The 17,025-nt window shown below is 31.2% G+C and carries 20 protein-coding genes; 10 read left to right on the top strand and 10 right to left on the bottom strand.

The features are described 5' to 3' along the window. Positions 1-7: 7 nt before the first annotated feature. The 7 genes from ACJMLB_RS07510 to ACJMLB_RS07480 all read left to right on the top strand — a co-directional run bounded on the left by ACJMLB_RS07510 (position 8) and on the right by ACJMLB_RS07480 (position 5,883). The gene (locus ACJMLB_RS07510) at positions 8-1,810 is read left to right on the top strand and encodes a hypothetical protein (protein WP_405324916.1); all 1,803 of its coding nucleotides are present in this window, start codon (positions 8-10) and stop codon (positions 1,808-1,810) included. 348 nt (positions 1,811-2,158) lie between these two features. After that, a complete protein-coding gene (locus tag ACJMLB_RS07505) occupies positions 2,159-2,959 on the top strand; it encodes a hypothetical protein (protein WP_295608686.1) in 801 nt (266 codons plus the stop codon). Between the two features lie 154 nt (positions 2,960-3,113). Continuing rightward, positions 3,114-3,551, top strand: a complete 438-nt coding sequence (locus ACJMLB_RS07500; RefSeq protein ID WP_295608684.1) for a hypothetical protein — start codon at positions 3,114-3,116, stop codon at positions 3,549-3,551. A gap of 94 nt (positions 3,552-3,645) precedes the next feature. Next, positions 3,646-4,068, top strand: coding sequence for a hypothetical protein (locus ACJMLB_RS07495; protein ID WP_296855469.1), 423 nt, complete (start codon positions 3,646-3,648; stop codon positions 4,066-4,068). Positions 4,069-4,127: 59 nt separating this feature from the next. Beyond that, positions 4,128-4,760 (top strand): 5-formyltetrahydrofolate cyclo-ligase, encoded by a 633-nt coding sequence (locus ACJMLB_RS07490; RefSeq protein WP_405324911.1) that lies wholly within the window; start codon positions 4,128-4,130, stop codon positions 4,758-4,760. A 257-nt stretch (positions 4,761-5,017) separates the two neighbouring features. Further along, entirely contained in the window at positions 5,018-5,563 is a 546-nt protein-coding gene (rbr, locus tag ACJMLB_RS07485) for a rubrerythrin (protein ID WP_296855473.1), read from the top strand. 161 nt (positions 5,564-5,724) lie between these two features. Further along, positions 5,725-5,883, top strand: a complete 159-nt coding sequence (locus ACJMLB_RS07480; protein ID WP_405324906.1) for a hypothetical protein — start codon at positions 5,725-5,727, stop codon at positions 5,881-5,883. Positions 5,884-6,044: 161 nt separating this feature from the next. Here the strand turns inward: ACJMLB_RS07480 and ACJMLB_RS07475 are convergent, their stop codons facing one another. The 4 genes from ACJMLB_RS07475 to ACJMLB_RS07460 form a co-directional block, all read right to left on the bottom strand. Further along, complete coding sequence (locus ACJMLB_RS07475) at positions 6,045-6,506, bottom strand: SseB family protein (protein WP_405324903.1); 462 nt, start codon at positions 6,504-6,506, stop codon at positions 6,045-6,047. A 62-nt stretch (positions 6,507-6,568) separates the two neighbouring features. Further along, a complete protein-coding gene (locus tag ACJMLB_RS07470; protein ID WP_405324900.1) occupies positions 6,569-6,976 on the bottom strand; it encodes an SseB family protein in 408 nt (135 codons plus the stop codon). 14 nt (positions 6,977-6,990) lie between these two features. Beyond that, positions 6,991-7,866 (bottom strand): SseB family protein, encoded by an 876-nt coding sequence (locus tag ACJMLB_RS07465; protein WP_405324897.1) that lies wholly within the window; start codon positions 7,864-7,866, stop codon positions 6,991-6,993. 300 nt (positions 7,867-8,166) lie between these two features. Then, positions 8,167-8,574, bottom strand: a complete 408-nt coding sequence (locus ACJMLB_RS07460; protein WP_405324894.1) for a hypothetical protein — start codon at positions 8,572-8,574, stop codon at positions 8,167-8,169. 434 nt (positions 8,575-9,008) lie between these two features. On the opposite strand from ACJMLB_RS07460, the gene ACJMLB_RS07455 reads away from it, so the two are divergent. Further along, a complete protein-coding gene (locus ACJMLB_RS07455) occupies positions 9,009-9,167 on the top strand; it encodes a hypothetical protein (RefSeq protein ID WP_405324892.1) in 159 nt (52 codons plus the stop codon). A gap of 18 nt (positions 9,168-9,185) precedes the next feature. Beyond that, positions 9,186-9,524, top strand: a complete 339-nt coding sequence (locus ACJMLB_RS07450) for a type II toxin-antitoxin system RelE/ParE family toxin (RefSeq protein WP_295606923.1) — start codon at positions 9,186-9,188, stop codon at positions 9,522-9,524. Positions 9,525-9,573: 49 nt separating this feature from the next. Here ACJMLB_RS07450 and ACJMLB_RS07445 read toward each other — a convergent pair whose 3' ends face one another. The 5 genes from ACJMLB_RS07445 to ACJMLB_RS07425 all read right to left on the bottom strand — a co-directional run bounded on the left by ACJMLB_RS07445 (position 9,574) and on the right by ACJMLB_RS07425 (position 12,400). Further along, a complete protein-coding gene (locus tag ACJMLB_RS07445) occupies positions 9,574-9,930 on the bottom strand; it encodes a hypothetical protein (protein WP_405324890.1) in 357 nt (118 codons plus the stop codon). 23 nt (positions 9,931-9,953) lie between these two features. Beyond that, positions 9,954-10,973: an ADP-ribosylglycohydrolase family protein gene (locus ACJMLB_RS07440; RefSeq protein ID WP_405324888.1), complete on the bottom strand. Its 1,020-nt coding sequence runs from the start codon at positions 10,971-10,973 to the stop codon at positions 9,954-9,956. A gap of 1 nt (position 10,974) precedes the next feature. Next, positions 10,975-11,319: a hypothetical protein gene (locus ACJMLB_RS07435; protein WP_405324886.1), complete on the bottom strand. Its 345-nt coding sequence runs from the start codon at positions 11,317-11,319 to the stop codon at positions 10,975-10,977. A 117-nt stretch (positions 11,320-11,436) separates the two neighbouring features. Then, the gene (locus ACJMLB_RS07430) at positions 11,437-12,060 is read right to left on the bottom strand and encodes a hypothetical protein (protein ID WP_405324884.1); all 624 of its coding nucleotides are present in this window, start codon (positions 12,058-12,060) and stop codon (positions 11,437-11,439) included. 49 nt (positions 12,061-12,109) lie between these two features. After that, the gene (locus tag ACJMLB_RS07425) at positions 12,110-12,400 is read right to left on the bottom strand and encodes a hypothetical protein (protein WP_405324882.1); all 291 of its coding nucleotides are present in this window, start codon (positions 12,398-12,400) and stop codon (positions 12,110-12,112) included. A gap of 546 nt (positions 12,401-12,946) precedes the next feature. On the opposite strand from ACJMLB_RS07425, the gene ACJMLB_RS07420 reads away from it, so the two are divergent. Then, on the top strand, positions 12,947-16,132 hold the full coding sequence (locus ACJMLB_RS07420; protein ID WP_405324880.1) for an ATP-dependent DNA helicase: 3,186 nt from the start codon (positions 12,947-12,949) through the stop codon (positions 16,130-16,132). A gap of 134 nt (positions 16,133-16,266) precedes the next feature. Here ACJMLB_RS07420 and ACJMLB_RS07415 read toward each other — a convergent pair whose 3' ends face one another. Beyond that, positions 16,267-16,992, bottom strand: coding sequence for a RecB family exonuclease (locus tag ACJMLB_RS07415; protein ID WP_405324878.1), 726 nt, complete (start codon positions 16,990-16,992; stop codon positions 16,267-16,269). Between the last annotated feature and the right edge of the window lie 33 nt (positions 16,993-17,025).

The raw sequence follows: 17,025 nt of genomic DNA, 5'->3' as shown, positions 1-17,025 counted from the left end.
TGTGATTATGAAAAGATCAAATAAACTTATTTTGCTTATAGCTGTAGTGATTGCAATACTCACATTATTGATTGCTGCAAGTGAAATGGGATTATTAACTGATACTAATAATTATAATGTTAATCTCACAGAGTTGAATGATGAGTTAACCATTGATATGTCCAATTGGAAGTATGATGAGAAAAACAATATCTACTATCAAATTGGGCTTGTGTACTGTACAGACCCTGAAGCTACTGAATATGAGTCTTTAGGAATTTATGTTCCTGGAGATTACTTTAAAAGCGAACGGAATGATAATGGAACTTATACCTGTACAGTAATAGACGGTCATGTTGGAAATTATTCTGCATCTAATGCACCTATTGTAATGCCTATCAACACTGCAGGATATTCCGCTCAAAAAGCCCCAACAAGATATAATGCGAATGAGGTGAAAGATTACACAGATGCAGGTTTCATTTATGTTAATGCAGGTTGCAGAGGTAGAGAAAAAGGAGGAACCTACTCTGGTGGGGCTCCTTGGGGAGTGACTGATTTAAAGGCAGCAGTGCTTTACTTGAAATTCAATGATGATACACTTCCTGGAGACAGCCAAAGGATCTTTTCATTTGGTCATAGCGGTGGCGGTGCACAAAGCGCTATCTTAGGTGCAAGTGGTGACTGTGAATTGTACACACCCTATCTTGAATCCATTGGAGCGGCTCTTATAGACAGAAATGGAAACAAGTTATCTGACAGCATCTGCGGAGCAATGTGCTGGTGTCCTATCACTTCTCTAGATACAGCTGATGAGGCTTATGAATGGGCTATGGGACAATACACTACAGATGGAACACGTGGAAGCGGCACTTGGACTGGTGCGTTATCCGATGATTTGGCTAGTGCATATGCCAATTACATTAATGATTTAGGCCTTAGAAGTCCTAATGGAAGGCCTTTAAGTCTTGAAGAGTCTGAAGATGGAATTTACACAGCAGGATCATATTATGATTATATGCTTAAAACTGTAGAGGATTCCTTAAACAATTTCTTGAATGAAACCAGTTTCCCATACTCTCCAAGTTCCGGAGAGGGCATGGGCATGGGGCCTTTACCTGATGGTGTCTCTCTTTCAAGTGATGTTACTGGATCAAGTTCAGGAACTTACAGAACTCCACAGGAATATATTGATTCATTAAATGGTGATGAGGAATGGATCATTTATAACAGTTCAACAAACACTGCAGAAATCACAAGCCTTGAAGCATTTGTTAAACATTGCAAATCCCCAACTAAAGATGTTGGCGCTTTTGATGATTTGGGAAAAGGCCAAGCTGAAAATGAGTTATTCGGTACTGGTGAATATGGATCATTGCACTTTGATAGCATTATGGCAAATGTCCTAAATGAAAATTCAGACAATTACTCTGCATTCTCTGATTATGACTCATCTAAATCAAGCAGCTATGCAAATGATTTGAAAATATTGGACATGCTCAATTACACAACTCTAAACCGTTCCAATATGTATAATCCTTTGTATTATGTTTCCTCTTACTATGATGGAGTGGGATCATCACATCCTGCAAAATATTGGAGAATAAATGCTGGAATTGAACAGACAGACACTTCATTTACTGTTGAAACCAATTTGGCTCTGGCTTTGATGCAGATTGGTGATGTGGAAAGTGTGGAATTCAATGAAGTTTGGGGTCAAGGCCACACCCAAGCTGAAAGATCAGGTTCCGCTAATGGAAACTTCATAAATTGGGTCAATAAATGCATGAGCAATGAATCTGATTTCTTCTTAATAGATTTTTTTAATTAGGTTTTTAGAAATAATTTTATTTTTAATTATTTCTTACTTTATTTTTTAGTTATTTTTTAGTTATTTTTTAATTTTTCTTTTTTAATATTTTTTTAAATTCTTTCAATAATTTTTTATTTTTTTTATTAAATTTTTTCACATCTTTTTTTAGCAATTTTCATTACATGAATTTATTGCATGAAATTTCATGTTCATTTCATGTACTTTGTTTTAATTTATTTGTTTTTAGCTATTTTTTTCAAATTATTGTTTATTTTTTCATTTTTATTTTAAAATCGCTTTAATTTTTATATAATTTTTTTAAATTAAATAATAACCTTTATAAAGGCATAAATCATATTATTAAATATGATTATCAAGACTGGGAAAATTAATAAATCAAGAGGTAATATAAGTCTCACTATCGGTAAGGAAGATGTGAAAAAACATAATCTTGAAGAGGGAGATTTTGTAATCTTGACTCCTCAGGAATATGAGGAATTGAAAACTTCTTCTGAAATCGAAGTGTCCACTATGGAAGTAATCCCAGATGATGAAGCTGTTGTAAAATTAGAATACGATCTTAAGGAAGCAAAGTCTAAGGAAAAGATTCTTTTCTCAAAAGTGGAAGAGTTGGAGAACATTAATTTGGAGCTTACCACTAAATTGTCTCAACTTGAAAAAGCGAATTATATAAACAGCAGTGTTTTATCCGATTCTGAATCTAATTCTCTCATTGACGAAGTTAAAAAGTTAAATGGAGATATCGATGATTTGAATTCTGAAATCAAGCAATTGAATAAGGATTTGAATGAATCAAATGAAGAAAGAATTGAATTATTGCAGGATATGAATGTCTTGAAGACTAAAATGAGTTTTGATGCTGGAGAATTGTCAAGACTTAGAGAGCGAGAAGACAAGCATAGGGAAATCTTGGAGATAATCCTAAGAACAAACAAGAACATGCTTGATGAGGTTGTAAACAAGACATTGACTGCCACTATCAATGAGATAAATAAGGAATTAGGTGAAACCAGCATATTAAGAAGAATTAGAGGGTTGACCATTGTGAAAGAACCTGAAATTCACAAGTCCGCTATTTCAAGCAAGGCTTACACTCAATTGGAAGAGTTAATTCCAGATGAATATTTGCTTGAAAGTGGAGAATAAGTTTCCTTAATTTTTTAAATTTCTAATTTGCCTAGTCTATCTAATCTAAAATTTTTCAAAAATTTTTAATATTAAGCATTAATTCATATTATTCAATTATTCATATATTTCATATTTATATAGTTTATTGGGTATCAATTAAAATGGTGATTCTATGGATGAAATCCAATTTGATGAAGAAGGAATCAAATTCAGATATTTAAGTAATTGGAAAGAACAGAATAAAGAAATGATTGGTCCAAATTGTATCAAGGCTTTAGTGAAAGTGGTGGAAGGAAATCCATCCACCATTACAGTTTATAAAAATGATGCTGGAGAAGCCGAAGCAGTTGCACAAATTGAAGAGGCTTTTAAGGAAAGCTTTGAAGCTCAAGGTTGGACTATAGTCGAATCCAGAATTCTAAACCTTAATGGCATGCCTGTTTACAATATCATTACAAGTGCTGACGAAGGTGGAAGAACTTTAGAAAACAATACTTCTGCATTGATCAATGATGGAAACATGTATGTGTTTGAATTGATGCACTTCAAGGAATTCCCATATGCTTACAATGATTATTTAGCTATTATGGATTCCATTGAATTCGATTAATATCTATAATTAGATAATTATTCTTTTTTCTATTTTTTTATTTTACTTTTTAATTTATTTTTATTTTACAATATCTTTTTTAAAGGAGTTTAACATGTCCAATATATTTAAAAACTATGAATTAAGTTTTAAGTATCCAAATAATTGGAAATTGCTAGAAGCAGATGATATTGAAAATTGCATAGCAGTACTTGACTGTGACAGCAAATTCAGCAGAGTTATGGTGTTCAAATATCCTCAGGAAGGATTGTCTATGGAATATCTTAAGAATGCAATTGAAGACATTCCAAGGGAAGACAGCCTAATTGTTGAAGATTCTCATTTAACTATCATTGGAAACAAGGAAACCCACGAGCTCATAGCAAAGGATACAAGCCATGAACCTCCTTTGAATACTCATTCTCTCTCAACAATCAATGATAGGGATGCATACAGCTTTAATTTCTTCGGTTTTGGAGAAGATAATCCAGATAAAGAAGGATTCATGATGATGTATAGGACTTTAGAATTTTTATAGTGATTTTTTAGTTATTTTCATTTTACTTTATTTTACTTATTTTTATCTTATTTGATATTATGTCTTTAAAGGAAGAAAAGGATTCTATTAGAAAATCAATTTATGATAAATTGTTTAAGGAAGGCCAGTCTCTTAGACCTAATGGAGATTATGGCAAGATTCCTGATTTTAAAGGATCAGATATTGCAGCTGAATTGCTGGCGGGCACTGATGAATGGATAAATTCAAAAACTATTTTTTGCAGTCCGGATTCTGCTCAGATTCCAGTCCGATATCTTGCTTTAAAGGAAAATAAGAATCTTATCATGGCAAGTCCTAACCTTGAACATGGATATCTCTTTCTTGAGGGAAACCGGTTAGATGGAAAAGAAAGAGAAGCATCAACAAAGGAGTGGGCATTCGATCATTGCTCTAAGTTTTTTGATTTCGGTAAAGGAAGTTCATTTGACATAGCTATTGATATGGTAGTTGAAGGATCAGTTGGTGCAGATAGATGCGGAAATAGGATTGGAAAAGGAAAGGGATATGGAGATAGGGAAATCGAAGACCTTTTTAATAAGAATCTCATTAATGAAAAGACTCCTTTAGTCACCACAATTCATCCATTTCAATTGATTGATCATATTCCAATGGAAAGCCATGACAGAAGATTGAATATGATTGTAAGCACTGATGAAGTTATCAGGATTTGATTTTTTTACTCTTTTCAAAACCCTCACTTTTTTTTAGTCTTTTAACTCTTTTTAAAACCCCCATTTTTTTAACTTTTTTAACTCTTTTTTTAATTTTTTATTTTTTTCATTATCACTCATTTTTTATTATATATAAAATATTTTAGAAATATTTATTAACATTCAAAACTAAAATAGTTTTAAGTAGTTTAAACTACTACTGAATTCTTATTCATTTAAGAATTAACACATGTGTTAAAAAAATTTAGGTGATTATAATGGCAGATTTAAAAGGTACTAAAACCGAAGCTAACTTAGCAGCAGCTTTTGCTGGTGAATCTCAAGCTCATGCTAAATACCAATATTTCGCAAGTAAAGCTAAAAAAGAAGGATACGTACAAATCCACGATATCTTTATGGAAACTTCTAAAAACGAAAAAGAACATGCAAAAATTTGGTTCAAACTTTTACACGATGGAGAAGTTCCAGACACTATTGCTAACTTAAACGCAGCAGCTGATGGTGAAAACGAAGAATGGACTGCAATGTACAAAGAATTCGCAGAAACCGCAAGAGAAGAAGGTTTCGATGAAATCGCAGGTTTATTCACCATGGTTGGTAACATCGAAAAAGAACATGAAGAAAGATACAGAGCTTTACTCGCTAATGTTGAAGGCGAAACTGTATTCAAAAAAGAAGAAGAAATTGAATGGAAATGTATTAACTGTGGTCACATAATTAAAGGAACCGATGCTCCTGTAATTTGCCCAGTATGTAAACACCCTCAATCTTACTTCGAAGAAAGAGCAACCAACTTCAAATAAGTTGATTGATTTTCGCTATTAATGATTTATTCATTAATAGCATTTTTTTATATTTTTTAGCTATTTTTATTAAATTTCATTTAACATTTAAAAACAGTAATTATTTTAAAATTATTTGGGATCATTTAAGATTATTTTAAATCTATTTTTTGGTGATGAAAGTGTCTAAAGATGATAATTGTCAAATTGATGAGAATTGTTCCAATGGTACTTGCGCACCAGTAAGTCCGTTTTCAAAAGAAGGGGCTTTATTTTTAGTTTTCATTGCTGTTTTATTAGTAATTCTATTTTTTGTATTATCTGTTAGTGGTTACATTTAATGAATTTAACATGGTACATGTATGTAGTGTTCATTAAATTAAAAATCAGATATTTCATTTAAGATAATGGATTAATCCATCCATTAAATAATGATTTTTTAAGGAAAATATATTTTTAATTAATCAATAATTTGATTATTTTATATGTAATTTTTCATCCATTAATCCATATTTTCATCTTCAAGCATTTCCTCTTCAATCTCTTTCATCATGTCTTCAAATTCCCTTTCCTCATCAAAGAGACTTAAGAAGTCGTCAATGCTTATCTTGTATTCGTTTTCTGCACTTGGATTAATGATGATTTGATCAAAGTTATCTTGTATTGGAAGTATAGACTTGTACAAGTCTCTCATAAACAATGATCCGACTGTTGTGTTCATTTGAACATCCTGAATGTTTTCCTCATCTGTAAAAATAGGTATGACTTTAATCTCATTTGGGCCTATAAATGACTTTAAGTGAAACTTGACTTCCTTATTGATTTCATTCAATCCTTCCAGATTCATGTTTTCAAGGTCTAATGAATCAAGTTCAATTTGAAGGGGAACCAATAATTCTGATTTTCTGAATTCATTCAAGAAGTGTTCATTTTCCTCTTCGCTCATTTCTGATTGTATTTTCATTAATGATTCAAGTTTATCATTATAGAGTATGCTCATTTTTATCACGGAAATTAAGAATAATTTTAAAAGTTATTTTTCTCTAAAAATTCATCAAAGTCTATCTTATATGAATCAACGCTATATGGATTGATTACAATATAATTGAAATCAATGTCAAACTGTGCCAATATGAGAGATAATTCCATCACATTTACAGCTATTGACTTGATTTGGTATCCTGCCTTTTCCAATTCGTTTGTATCTGTAAACAGATAGATATTACGGTCTCCATTTTCCTCATCAAAGAAGCCAATCTGCAAGTCAAGTGTGTCTCCATCGCTTAATGATTCCTCATCTTTCATTGCAATAACTGGAACAAAGACTTCTGATTTTAGAAATTCCTTATAGAACAAGTCCGGATTCTGTTCTATTTTGACTCTTGACTTTGATTTTAATAGTTTCTTTAGCTTTTTATTGTTTAGTGTAGTCATCTAATCACTTTTGCTTATTCTTCACCCTCATCTTCTTTTTCAATATTATCATAAAATGGCTGTTTAATGCATCTCCATACTGAAGTGTCTCCATCTTCATCATAGAACTTTTGGAATTCGCATCCTGGAGCAATCATTACATTGAAATCAGTCACTTCCTCACTTTTCCCAGTGTACAATATTTTTTGCCCTTCCATCATCATTATCTTATGCAATATTGGAAGATTGGATTGGAAATTAGGGTCAGTGCATGCTCGCAGTGGCATTTTTGCTGTAAATATTCCATCTACAGCCTCATTTTCCATGAATTCATATTCTGATCTGATAAAGAACATGTAATGTTTGTCAAGTTCCACGGAATTGCTCTTCAATGTAGCTAATGTTTGTTCAAGTGAAGCGATAAATGGATTTTTTGCCTTTTCCTTAAATAGGTCTATAAGTGTAGAAGCGTTGACTATAATTGAATGCTCAGTTTGAGGGTTTATGATGATTGATGAGAAGGTATCGCCAAATCCATACAAGATCTTGGCAAGATCTCTCATATTCATTATGATATGGTCTTTCTTAAGCTTGATTTCCTTCATGATCTCTTTTCTGGTGAATGCTACAAGTGCTCTTTCATTGTCATTGACACTAAGTGAAATGAAATTGAATCCAAGTGGAGGCACAGGCTTAATAACATCTACAACACTTTGATCTTCAATATTAAATACCTCTTCCTTTTCCCAATGTATTGGAATGAATAGTTTAGCCTCTTTGAGTAGTCTGAAGAATTCCTCTTCATCTGCTATTGTCATCATGCCAGGTTCTATTAGCATTATGTCTTCAAGTTCACTGTTGTCTATTTCAATTTCTGCATTAACATTATAGTTGTCTATGATTTCATTCATTGCATTCACCTTTTCCACTTCTGATTAATGATTTGTATTTTTTATTAAAAATAGTTTTTTAAAGTGTTTAGGTGATTTAATTGAAAAGTAGATTAAAAATAGATTAAAAAATTATAAAAAAATAGATCGATAAGGTATTTTTAATTTGAAAAAATAGAAAAAAATAATAAGAGTAAAGAATTATTTTTTTTTTTTTAATCTGCAATTTAAAAGGAGAAAGGAAAAATGATTTTATTAATAAATTAAGATGAATAATTAAGAAACCTTTTAAATAACTCTTTTACTCTTATTCATTGAAATTTATATCTTGCCAGTCAATGGAGAGAAATCGTCTTCCTCAGAGGTGTCCCTGATTCTGAGAGTCTTTTCAACATCCATGGCAAGTGCATCACAGTCTGATTTGATTGCATTCATATGCATAAGGATTCTCATTCTTTCCTGATTGATCTGCTTGGTGTTTGTGTAAGGATAAATGCATTCCTTAAACATTTCGTAATCAATGGTTGCATATGGATATTTTTCAAGTTCACTACATACATCCACTAGGATGCCATATAGGAAATTATTCATTTCCACCTTGACTCTTTCCTTGATGTGTCTTTCTGGAGAAAGATTATCCTTCATTAAACGAATGATTTCCGCTTTAGCGAATGGCAATTTTTCTTCTTTCTTGTCTTCTAAATTTTTGTCTAATATTTCTTCTGACATATAAGTCCCCCTTTACATAAATCTAGAAAAGCAATGGGCTTGATGTATGGCGTTTTTTGCCCCTTTGCTTCTACAATATAATATTTGTTTTCGTAGTATATAAAAGTATCGATAATAATTAAAATATTGATTAATATTTTAATAACTTACAACATAAAGTATTAAAAATATTTAGTGATAATTCAATAATTTTAATACTTTATCTTAAATATTAATTTCCAATTTCATATATGTAGATAAAGAGCCAATATTTTTATCATAATTTCTATACCTATTTCATTAAATTTAACTTTCAATTAATTATTTTTATACTTTTGATATGAAATATGATTTTAAATGAGTATTTTTAAGTTTCATTTTTTTAGATAATTTTGAAAGTTTAAAAATAGATATCATAGTAAATACTTTTTTTAAAATTAGAAACTTTTTTATATATGTCAAAAATAGAGTATATTTGTGGTTTTAAAACCACAGAAATATCGGAGTTAATCATGTCTTTTTTAAACACAAAAACTGGTAAAAAGTACAGAGTGGTTGAATTAGATAAAGGCATATACTGCCTAAGCGATATTTTAGGAGGAAGAAAGACTTAAAGTCTTGTAGTTTGTTAGGTGATTATCAAGATCTATGCATCTTGCCCTAATAAAATTAGAAATGAAAGTCAGCTTAATGCTGTGCTTCAAGAGATTTTAGGCGAATCATTAATGGAATGGATATATAGAAAAGATTTCTTCAAATCTCTAAAGAAATTGGATAAAAGCGTTTTATCTCAATTATTGAAGAAGATTAAACAAATCTTTCAAAATCCTGATGTGGGCAAGCATTTGTCTTCTAACCGCAAAGGTCAGCAAGAAGTTTATGTTGCAGATTCATTCAGGTTATATTATTCATTCTGCAAAAAAGAGAATAGAATTGAGTTTCTTGAGTTTTCTCATAAGAAACATCAATGATATTTTTCTTTTTATCTTCCTCTTTTTCTCTTTTACAAGCTATTTTTTTCTAAAAGTGTATATCTTTCATATCTGAATATCTTTTAACATTTTTTAAATGACTGGAATATCTTTTACTTATGTCTCTATTATTGCCCATAAATACATCATAACATTTATATCCGTCTTCATCTACAAAGCAGATTAAGTCAGTATCCATTCTTGTCGATACATGGACATACAATATCGGCTTTTCATCTTCAATGACTAAAAAATAGGATAAGTATCCGAAGTGTATGTGAAATGCTTCCTGCTCTTCTAACAGTTCTTCAGTTATTTCAATTCCATTTATATCAAATTCTTTTTCGTTTATGCCATCCTTTAGGAATTCATGAAACTTTTTCTCTAGCTTTTTCAAATCATGCATCATATCACCCCTTTTTAAAAGTTTTAATGATTTTCACTTAATGCCAAATGAAAATCTTTAACTAATTCTTCAATATAATCTAATTTAGCCAATTGATTTATCCAATCATTAGGAATGTCCTCATAGCCATAGTAAATTCCAGCCAATCCTCCGACAATACAGGCGGTGGTATCAGTATCATATCCAAGATTTACTGCCTGAAGCAAAGTGTCCTTATAGTTTTCATTATTCAATAAACACCAAATGGATGCTTCAAGAGAAGATATGCAATATCCTCCACTTTTGATCTCATCTCTTGGAAGATTCTGAATATTTAAAGAGAATACTCTATCAAAATGATGCAATTCCCCTTTGAAGTCATCATTGTTGAAATAGTATTCCTTTGACTTGTTTATTCCATTTGCTATCAATTCCTCTAAACCTAAATTGCACTCATTTTCATAGTCTTCTATGAATTCAAGAGCAATGTTCACATAGATTCCACAGCATAACTGGGTTCTTCTATGCCTATGGGTAAGTGAAGACAAGTTATGGATAGCAGTCATCTTCTCATCTTCATCAAATGAGTATTTTTGAGAAAGATAATGGATGAAGAATGCTATTGGCAATATTCTCATGAGTGATCCGTTTCCATTGTCCCCTTCACCTATTCCTCCAGATAATATTGGCTCAGTGCCGTTATCATATCTTTGGATTCCATCCATGGTGGCACCACCTATGTCATAGGCATAGCCATATGGTGTGAATTCCCCTTCATTAAGCCATTTAGAGAAGTTTTTCATGATTATTTCATAATCGATAATCTCATTTAAGATTGAATCCTTTTCCTTTTTATTTTCCAAGCATTTGTTCAGTCCATCGATTGTTGCAAGAATTAATGAAGAGTCATCTGTCCAGCTTCCTGCTGGTTTGTCAAATACCCCATGTCCTCTCATATCAGTTACAGGGTCTCTGTCACGGTATTCCCTTGGTTCAAATTGCACAGCCAGTCCAAGTGCATCTCCTACAATCGCTCCAATTATCCCTTCTTTAATGCAATCCATATTATTCTCCCCCGTTTCGTTTTTTAAATTTATCAAATCTTGATTTGCTCTTTTTAATATTTTTCAAGTGAGCAAAGTACTTGTCCTCTATTTCAGAAGGATATCCGTCATAAATATCATAGCAATCATATGAATCTTCCTTAATTACATAAAGGTCATCTGAGCCCATTCTTGAAGCCATTTCAACATATAGTACTGGTTTTTCATCCTCAAGAGCTAAGAAGTATATGATTGATCCGAATGGAATTTCAATTATTTCTTTCATCTCAAATAGTTCTTCCCTTATCAATTCCTCATTTTCATGAATATTATTTGCTTTTAAGACTTTTTCGCTAAGTCTGCTCAATATAATCTCATTAAATGTTTTTTGAATATTTGTCAAATCATGCATCATATCACTCCTATTTTTACATATCTATTTATATTTGTTATTAGTATTAGAATTTTCCAATTTCAAAAGAAATTAAAGATATTGGATTTCAGGCCTATCTTTCTCTTCAAATCTGTACCTTGGATACTTCATCATAGGATATCCAACTCCTCCTTTTTTCCATTCAAATTTACCTGAAAAAATCAATTTTCCCTCTTCATTATATAAATTGCCTATATTAGGAAAATTAGGCCCATAGCCACTGTTTGCAAACATAGTTCCTTCAAATTTAAGCTGTCCATTTGAATAAAATTCCTTTCCTTCAAGCAATCCTTTTCTACCAAACACCCCTTCTCTGTATTTGTTGCCATTTGAGTAGTAAGCTGTTCCAAGCCCATAAGGTTTTTCAAGTACAGTATATCCTTCATAAATCAATTCATCATTATCTGAATATAATTCTTTGTGAATGGCGTATTGGCCATAATTGATTTTATCCAAAAACTCTTTTTCAGAAAGTTTCTGTGCGGATGGCAAATAGTATTTGTCAATTCTGAAGTAAATTCGATGAATGACATTAATTACAATCAGATAGTCTCGGCCCAATGAATCATTTTCAAAATACTTTTCATATTTGAAACCATTCTTTTTAAGAAAATTTATTAAGCAATTCTCATCTCTAATGCATGTTGGTAAAACTGCATAATCACCAGCTTGCATCATATCACCTCGATTGTATGCTAATTAGTTTAAAAAAAGTTTAATAAAATTAACCTTCTTGCAATATGGCAATGCATTTGCGGCCAACATATTTCTGACCTAATGGTATTCCGCTTGAATGATCGTTTTCAGGATGAATTCCCTTATTCAATATTTCATCTACTGCTACGATAACACCATCTTCAGTGTTTTTGCGATACATAGGAAATATTACATATACGCGTTTTCCAAGCATCTTATCCTTGAAACGAATGATTCCTTGGCCTCCGTAGGTCATTTTAACTTTACCGTCGTAGATGATTTCTTTTTTGTTAATTTCTAAATTTATAAAATCAACCATTTTAACAGCTCCTTCGTTTGTTTATTAAGAAATTTTCATGTAAAAGGAGTGAAGAGTATAAAATCTCTTTTTAAAAACACTGAGCTTCATTAAAAAAAATTATTATAATATATGGTAGTGGTTATTTCGATGTATGGTGAATAATTTTTTATATGGTGGCTATGTTTTTTTTAAAAATTCCCTTTACATTTTGTAATCATAATTTTGTAATATGTTATATATAAAGTTTTCCATAAATTATTACAAAATTGATTTTTTTTAATTTTTATAATTTTTTAAATTTATTAAATTAATTATTTTTATTAAAAAATAATTAATTTTACTTATTTTTTACTAATAACTATAATTTATTATTTTTTATTAATTATATTAATTTTAAATCATTATTTTTATTTTTTAAAAATTATAATTGATTATTACATATCTAATTTTTCATATTCTTGTTCCTTTTCATTGTTTTCACGAGATTCCGTGTGGGAATTCAAATAATAAACTTTATAAAAAACCATTACATAATCTTAATTATAACGTTAAGGGGAAAATCATATGGAATTTGTCGGAAATCAAAAAGATGTAATTGAATATGGTAAGGGAACTTTATTGGTTGAAGCAGGACCGGGTTCCGGTAAGACAACTGTTATTGTTGAGAGAATAAAACATTTAATCAATAATGAAGGAGTTAAGCCCGAATCTTTTTTAGTTATCACTTTTACAAACAAGGCTGCAGATAATTTAAAATATAAGTTGAGGAAAGAGCTTTCAAGTGAAGATGTCTTGAAAATGCAGATTTCCACAATTCATTCATTCTGCCTTGAGTATCTAAAGAACCATTGCAGAAATAAGGAATATTACTCCTCATTGACCTTGATTGATGACGATACTTCTGAAAGAAAGTCATTGTTTATTCAAAAATTTAAGGGAAAGCTTGGTTTTAAAGGTTATTCCACTATCCTTGATTATCAGATTTCAGATGTTTTGAAAAAATTCGGTGAATATACCTGCTTTAATGTTGATAGTCAAAAATTATTTAATGCTGTTTCAGATTCAAGAGTGATTACTCAAGAGTACATTGATTTCGTCCAATCAATGGATTATTTTTCAAAAAAGCGCATTGACGATTATGACAAGCCACTTAAAAATGAAAGAAAGAAGAATCCTGAAGAATTTGATGATACAAGATTATTCGGCAAATCCTGGTATAATGCAAGGTTCTTAAAAATTATTGAGGCATATCCTACATATTTGGAGCTATTGGATGAATATCATTATGTTGATTATGATACCTTGCAGAAAAAAGCATTGAAAGAACTTGAGGAAGATCCTAAAACTCCATTTAAAACAATTTTTGTTGATGAGTTTCAAGATACAGATCCTCTACAATTCAGAATCTTTCAGGAATTGAGAAAAACTTGCGATTACTTTACAGCAGTGGGGGATGTTGACCAGCATATCTATGCATTCAGAAGCTCTTTCAATGATTTCTTTGATGAATTAATAAGGTTGGAAGGTCTTAAACCAATACCTTTGGATGTTAATTTCCGTTCTACTGAGAATATTGTTAAGCTAACAGAAGCATTCATAGACCCTCAAAGAAAGGAAACTTCTGAAAAAGAAATGGTGAGCAATGGTAAACCATATAACAATCCTAATTTTTTAGTCGGAAGTGAAAACAGTGAAGAAGAGGCTTCCAAAGTTTATCAAATCATTAGCACTTTAATCGATAATGGTGTTAAAGAATCAGATATTGCAGTTTTATATAGGAAGCATAGTGACAAAACCATTGCTGATTTGGTTGAAAGATTCAATGAGGGAGGCATAAGCTTTTCAATTAAAGGTCAAAGTGACTTATCCAACCAAGCTGAGGTAAAGTCAATCATGACTTTGCTATGGTATATTGCCAGAAACATTGATGTTGGGCACATTCCATCAAAGGATGAATTAAAAGAGTTAAACCTTAAGGCATTCTGTGGAGAATACTTTGAAACATCACTTTTCTCACTCGATGATTCAACTAAAGAGTATCTTTGCAACTTGCAGGATGCCTATTATAATGATGTTCTTGATAAGGAATTTGCTGTTGCAGGGAAAAAAGGTGTAATTCATAATATAAAAAAAAGACGAGACCAAGATACGCTCTATGAAATATTTGAAAATCTTCAAATGCCTATTGTGGCCATTGAAGAAATCACTGACCCAACTGATAAGGAATTCTTCAGGCAATTGGAAATCATTAGAGATGAGATAAATTCAAATGATGAAAGTGAATTGGAATCATTAGTTGGTTCTGATGATGAAAGTGAAGAAAAGAAAGAACCCCTAACAATCTTAAAGGCGTTTTATAAATTGCTTGCATTAAGCAATCTTTATGATATTGAACTTTCTTATAAAGAGATTGCAAATCTTGCCTTATTGACTCAAACAATATCTAATTATGAGTCTTTTATTTACGAGACTGATTTTAGAGGAGCGCTATTCTTCTTAAGGAGAACCATTGGGGATTATGATTCCTATCACAAGGAAGGAAATGGTGTTCAACTAATGACAATTCATGCAGCTAAAGGTCTTGAGTTCCCAGTAACTATTATCACATCACTTGAAAAGGAAAAATTCCCTCCAATCGCTAAAGACCCTTATCGTGAAAAGGACTATATCTTCCCAAGTGATACTTATTACACTCCAAATGATTGTTTAGAATACAAAACAATATTAAAAGAAAATAAAAATGGTAAGTGGGTTCATAAAACCATTACACTTGATGAGGAAAATAGGTTAAATGAGGAAGAGGAAGATAGGGTTCTCTATGTTGCGATGACAAGGGCAAAAGATGTGTTGATATTGTCAACCATTGGAGAAGTCCCAGATCAAGTAAACTGGATTAGGGAGCATACCACCCCTTTAAGCCTTGATGGTTTAAGTCAAGTTGAATTTGAGAAAAAAGATGAATATGAAGAGGAATATGCAGACGAGCTTGAAGGTCTTGAAGAACCTGTTGTGCTCAATTACTCAAAATACACCCAATATCTTTCCTGTCCATTCAAATTTGATCTAAGCTTTAATTTAGGATTTAGACGTACCGGGTCTGCTAAAGCTGCAAATATGGGAACTGTTTTTCATGAGATTATGGAGGACCTTAACCTAAAGCTTTTAAAGGGCAAAGTTGTAGAGAAGAATGAACTGGAGGAAATCGTAATAGATTATTATAAGCCAATGTTTGACATTAAAGAGGATGATGAGGCATTTGAGGAATTTAAAAATAATGTTGAAGATTATTATTACAAATACTCAATAAATAGGGAAGTTTTAGAATCAGAATTTAATTTTGAGCTATTTAGGGACAATTATCTTCTAAATGGTGCAATTGATTTGGTTTATAAGGATTCTAATGATGAAGTGGTGATTTTAGATTATAAATATGCAGAGTATGATGAAGATCATATTGGAGGATATGAAAAGCAATCCTACATTTACACTTCAGCCCTTAGGGAAATTCCAGAATATAAAAAGTATGATATCAAAAAGGCAATCATTCATTTTGTCAAAAGCGATTATCAGCATGTAGTTGATATTGATGAAGACTTAATGGAAAAGGAAAAGGAGAATTTGACTGTTGTAGCTGATAAGATTAAGGATGAGGTATTTGAAAAAGAGCCTGAAAAACTTAAAAATTGTGAAAAATGTGCATATAGGACTTTCTGTAAACCAAAAGATTTCGCTCAGGAGTTGTATGATTAATTAAATTTTTGATTTCTAGTTTTCCACTATGTTATCTACACAATTGAAATTGCTTAAATTTAATACTAATTAGAAAATTAGTGGAAAATTATTCTTTTTTCATTTTTTTTAAAAAATTTAATTTTAATTAAATCTTAACCAAAATCTTCATCGCACATGTCTTTATAAAAGCAATATCTGCACAAAAATCCTCTTTCTTTCTTATAATAATTCCTATCAATTGTCTCATATAGGTTATCCACTACTGCATCCACATAATCAAAGTCACCATCATCAATATCCCCTTTTGACTGTGACTTAAAGTAATCCCCACTACGAGAACCAAAATTAGCTATTCTATATGCAGCAGAACCTGTAAAGTAAATCCCTGCGGATACAACATTTAAATCAGGATACTTGGATTCCAACAATATCTTATAAACACACAATTCCAATTTATACTTGCTTATGTTTCTTGGCTTTCCAGTCTTGTAATCAAATATGATAAGTTCATTATTCTCTTTATTCTTTATGACTATATCAACGATTCCATTCATATTGCTCTTATCATCAACAATGTACTCTTCAACGCTAAAGATCTCATAGCCATTTGAATATATGTCCTTGAAGAATTTCTCCAATCCCTTTATATGGTCTTCCAGTTTCTCATCATATTCAAGGTTTAAGAACACATCATCAATCTCGTTTCCTTCCATTAATTCAATAGCTATTTCTTCAGCTATTTCATGAACTTCTGTTCCAAGGAGCATGTATTTATTTGCTTCTTCAGTAATCTCATCAATGTACCTATATTTGAATTTACGAGGACATTCGATGAATGTGTTGATTTTGGATTTGGATAAAGTCAATTCATTAGTCATAAGTTCACTCCCTTTAATTATACTATTGTTTTT

This window comes from Methanobrevibacter sp., assembly GCF_045114555.1.
Taxonomy (GTDB): domain Archaea; phylum Methanobacteriota; class Methanobacteria; order Methanobacteriales; family Methanobacteriaceae; genus Methanobrevibacter.
Note: the sequence above shows the minus strand (reverse complement) of the source record. Positions and strands in the feature narration are given on the sequence as shown.